The organism is uncultured Cellulomonas sp., assembly GCF_963527515.1.
Classification (GTDB): domain Bacteria; phylum Actinomycetota; class Actinomycetes; order Actinomycetales; family Cellulomonadaceae; genus Cellulomonas.
The window spans coordinates 1-4,416 of the sequence record NZ_CAURTV010000175.1 but is presented as its reverse complement, the minus strand read 5'-3'; the positions used below and the strand labels follow the sequence as shown (position 1 = coordinate 4,416).

General features: G+C 74.5%; 5 protein-coding genes. 2 read left to right on the top strand and 3 right to left on the bottom strand.

The window, feature by feature from the left end:
- The coding region (locus RYN42_RS19875) for an AIR synthase related protein (RefSeq protein WP_315099266.1) at nt 1–483 on the bottom strand (483 nt) is incomplete at its 3' end.
- Nucleotides 484–530: 47 nt separating this feature from the next.
- On the opposite strand from RYN42_RS19875, the gene RYN42_RS19870 reads away from it, so the two are divergent.
- Nucleotides 531–1,010, top strand: a complete 480-nt coding sequence (locus RYN42_RS19870; RefSeq protein ID WP_315099263.1) for a DUF3515 family protein — start codon at nt 531–533, stop codon at nt 1,008–1,010.
- A 3-nt stretch (nt 1,011–1,013) separates the two neighbouring features.
- On the opposite strand, the gene RYN42_RS19865 is transcribed toward RYN42_RS19870, so the two are convergent.
- Both RYN42_RS19865 and RYN42_RS19860 read right to left on the bottom strand, forming a co-directional pair.
- A complete protein-coding gene (locus RYN42_RS19865) occupies nt 1,014–2,090 on the bottom strand; it encodes an acyl-CoA desaturase (RefSeq protein ID WP_315099259.1) in 1,077 nt (358 codons plus the stop codon).
- A gap of 239 nt (nt 2,091–2,329) precedes the next feature.
- On the bottom strand, nt 2,330–3,499 hold the full coding sequence (locus RYN42_RS19860; protein WP_315099256.1) for a D-alanine--D-alanine ligase family protein: 1,170 nt from the start codon (nt 3,497–3,499) through the stop codon (nt 2,330–2,332).
- 105 nt (nt 3,500–3,604) lie between these two features.
- Between RYN42_RS19860 and RYN42_RS19855 the strand changes: the two genes are divergently transcribed.
- A partial coding sequence (locus RYN42_RS19855) for a PLP-dependent aspartate aminotransferase family protein (protein ID WP_315099255.1) occupies nt 3,605–4,416 on the top strand: 812 nt, incomplete at its 3' end.

Here is a 4,416-nt window from a genome sequence, read left to right as displayed (position 1 = left end):
GCGCAGCACCGGGTCGCGACCCCCGAGGTCGCCGTGCGCCGTGACCGCAACGACCACCAGCGGCCCGCCGGACAGGTCGCCGCCCACGACGCCCACCCCGAGCGGGCTGCACTCGGCGGCCAGGCCGCGGGCCAGCCCGTCGACCCACGACGCCGGCAGGTCGCCCGGCACCACCAGCGCGACGACGAGGCTCGTGGGGCGGGCACCCATCGCGGCCACGTCGGCCAGGTTCTGCACGGCCGCACGTCTGCCGACGTCCTCGCCGCTCGACCACGCCCGACGGAAGTGCCGGTCCTCGACGAGCACGTCCGTGGTCACGACGAACCGGCCGTCCGGCGCACGCACCACGGCAGCGTCGTCACCGGGGGGCAGCAGGGTGTCGTCGCCGCGAGGCAGCAGCGGGAAGATCCTGGCCAGGAGCCCGTCCTCGGACAGCTCGGACACGAGGAGGCCGTCGGAGGGTCCAGGGGTGTCGCCGGTCACCCCGACACGGTAGAGGGTCCGCGCGGCGCACGGGCTACCGTGAGCCGGTGCCATGGACCCGCCGACACCCGCTCCTGATCGCCCTCGTCGCCGCCGTCCCCGTTCTCGGCGGCTGCGCGAGCGCCGTGCCCGTCGAGGTGGCCCCGCACGCCACCGAGCCAGTGTGCGCGAGCGTCGTCCTGGCCGTGCCCGACTCGCTCGGTGACGGGCTGCCGCAGCGCGACACCACGGCGCAGGCCGCCGCCGCGTGGGGCGACGCCGCTGCGCCGGTGGTGCTGCGGTGCGGTGTCGAGCCGCTGGGACCGACCACGGAGGGCTGCCAGACCGTCGAGACGCCCGGCGGCGCCAGCGTCGACTGGGTCGTCGTGCCGGACGAGGACGGCGGCTGGACGTTCACCACCTACGGCCGTGAGCCCGCCGTCGAGCTGCGCGTGCCCAGCGCGGTGGCTGCGGAGCGGTCGACGGCGTTCGTCGACCAGCTGGGTCCCGCGGTCGCCCTGACCGAGGAGGTCCGCTCCTGCGTGTAGCGCTCAGCGCCCGTACTGCGCGGCGACGGGGCAGTCGAACGCCGCACGGTCCGCGAGCCCGACGCGGTTGAGGTACTCCACGACGATCTTGTACGACCGGAAGAACCCGACCTCGGTGTACCTCACGTCGAGCTTCTCGCAGTAGTCCCGGACCACCGGCTGCACGTGCTTGAGGTTGGGCCGCGGCATGCTCGGGAAGAGGTGGTGCTCGACCTGGTAGTTCAGGCCGCCCATCATGAAGTCGACCGCGATGCCACCCCGGATGTTCCGGGCGGTGAGCACCTGGCGGCGCAGGAAGTCGACCTTCATCCCCGCGGGGATGATGGGCATGCCCTTGTGGTTCGGCGCGAACGAGCCGCCCAGCAGGACGCCGAACAGCGCCATCTGCACCGCGATGAAGGCCACGGCCTTGCCGGCGGGCAGCAGGGCGAACAGGGCGACGGGGTACGCCACGAGCCGGGTGAGGACCATCGGCAGCTCCACCCAGCGGTGCGGCACCGGCGCCCGGCCGAGCAGCAGGCGCAGGCTCGACACGTGCAGGCTCAGGCCCTCGAGCGTGAGCAGCGGGAAGAAGAACCAGCCCTGGTTGCGGCCGAACCACGCACGGAAGCCGGCCCGCTCGGCCAGCGCGTCCGCCGTCCAGACCACGACCCCCGGCGCGATGTCAGGGTCGGTGCCCTGCTGGTTGGGCGAGGCGTGGTGCCGGTTGTGCTTGGTGCGCCACCACGCGGCGCTCAGGCCACCGAAGGCGCAGGCCCAGATGCGGGCGGTCCAGTCGTTCCACGCCCCCGAGGTGAAGACCTGCCGGTGCGCGCTGTCGTGGCCGAGGAACGCGCCCTGCGTGAGCACCACCGCGAAGGCCGCGGCGACCGCCAGCTGCCACCACGAGTTCCCGACGAGCACGACGGCGACCCAGATCCCGACGAACGCCAGGGCGACCGCGGCCATGCGCGTCCAGTAGTAGCCGTAGCGGCGGCGCAGCAGGCCCGACTCCCGCACGTAGGCCGCCAGGGCGGTGTAGTCCTGCGCGTTCGCCGCGCGCGCAGGTGCCGCGGGGACGGGCGACGTGGCGGGGCTCACGCGCGGGCCTCGGGGCGGGAGTCACCACGCGGGCGTCGCGGCTGGTCGGCGTAGGTGTCACCCATGACGGTCACATCCGATCTTCGGAGAGCCGTCACTGCGTGTCGGCCGCGCGGTCGCACTCCCGGCTGGGCGTGCGCTGGTACGTCTGCGGGCAGCGACCGACGACGTCGGTGTCGTCGCGCGTTCCCCACGACTGGCGGAAGCGTAGCCTGCCGACCTGTGGTCGGCCTCACAGGTCAGCGCAGGCCCGTCGGACGCGCCAGCGCGAGCCGCAGCAGCTCGTCCACCAGCTCGGCGTAGCCCAGGCCCGACGCCTCCCACATCCGCGGGTACATCGAGTAGGGCGTGAAGCCCGGCATCGTGTTGATCTCGTTGACCACGACGTCGCCGTCCGGGGTGACGAACACGTCGACGCGCGCGAGCCCCTCGCACCCCACGGCCTCGAACGTCCGCACGGCGACGTCCTGGACGGACCGGACGACCCCGTCCGGCAGGTCCGCCGGGCACGCCAGGGTGACCCCCGCCTCGTCGAGGTACTTGGCCTCGAAGTCGTAGAAGTCGTGCCGCGGGTCGGTGACGACGATCTCGCCCGGAAGCGACGCGCGCGCCCGCTCGCCGTCGTGGCCCCCGAGCACGCCGCACTCGATCTCCCGCCCGACGATCGCGGCCTCGACGACGACCTTGGGGTCGTGCACGTGGGCCGCGGCGATCGCCGCCGGGAGGTCCGCCAGGTCGGTCACCCGGGAGATGCCGAGGCTCGACCCGGCACGGGCGGGCTTGACGAACACCGGGAGCCCGAGCTCGGCGACCCGGGCGGTCACGCCCTCGGGGTCGCGGTCGAGCTCGCCGGGAAGGACGACGCGGAACGGTCCGACCGGCAGGCCGTGCCCGGCGAGCACCAGCTTCATCATGTGCTTGTCCATGCCGACCGCGGACGCCAGCACGCCGGCGCCGACGTAGCGGACGTCCGCCAGCTCGAGCAGGCCCTGCAACGTGCCGTCCTCACCGAACGGGCCGTGCAGCAGGGGGAGGACGACGTCCACCTCGCCGAGCACGCGCGGCAGCCGGCCGGCCTCGAGCACCTGGACGTCACGGTCGTCGACCGCCTGCGGGAGCAGCACGTGCGCGGCGGTGTCCTCGACCTGCGGGAGGTGGCCGTCGACGATCGCCCACCGGTCGGGGTCGTCGTCGGCCAGCACCCAGCGGCCCGCCGGGGTGATCCCGACGGCCAGGACGTCGTAGCGGTCGCGGTCGATGGCCCGCAGCACGCCGCCGGCGGTCGCGCAGCTGATCGCGTGCTCACCGGAGCGCCCGCCGAACAGGACCATCACGCGGGGGCGGCGGCCGGACCCGGGAGTCGGCGCAGGGGTGTCGTCGTGGCCCGAGGGCTGGGGGGTGGCGTCCATCGCGCCCGACCCTACCTGTCGGACAGACCTGGACCGGGCTCCTTCCGCGAGCGCGGCCGCATCCGTGGGCAGCCCACCGGACGGGGCGACGGGTACCCTGCGGCGGTGACCTCGCCGAGCCACCCGCACGCTGCCGATGCCCTCTCCCCCGCGACGCTCGTCGTCTCGGCCGGCAGGCCGGAGCGCACGCAGGGCGCCCCCGTCAACCCGCCCGTCGTCCTCTCGTCCACCTTCGTCTCCCAGGGCGTGCCCGGACCCGGCGAGCCGCTGTACGGCCGCATCGACGCCGCCACGTGGCACCCGTTCGAGGAGACGCTCGGCGCGCTCGAGGGCTCCGCCCACCCGGCGCTGGTCTTCTCCTCCGGCATGGCCGCCATCGCCGCCGCCCTGTCCCTCGTGCCCCCGGGCGGGCGGCTCGTGCTCCCCCGGCACGCGTACCAGGTGACGCTCGGCTACGCCCAAGACCTGCAGCAGCGACTGGGAGTCGAGGTCACCCAGGTCGACGTCGACGACACCGACGCGGTGGTCGCGGCACTGAGCGAGCCGCGGACCGCCTCGATGCTGTGGGTCGAGACGCCGACCAACCCCATGCTCGAGGTGGCCGACCTGCCGGCCCTGGTCGAGGCCGCGCACGCCGTCGGGGCCCTGGTCGGCGTGGACAACACGTTCGCGACGCCCCTGGTCCAGCGCCCGCTCGAGCACGGCGCCGACGTGGTCGTGCACTCCGTCACCAAGTACCTCGCCGGGCACACCGACGTCGTGCTCGGCGCCGCGCTCGCGGACGACGACGGCCTGCGCGCGCGGCTGCACGCCTACCGCACGCTGCACGGGGCGATCGCCGGCCCGTTCGAGGTCTGGCTCGCGCTGCGCGGGCTGCGCACGCTGGCGCTGCGGGTGGAGCGCGCGCAGGCCAACGC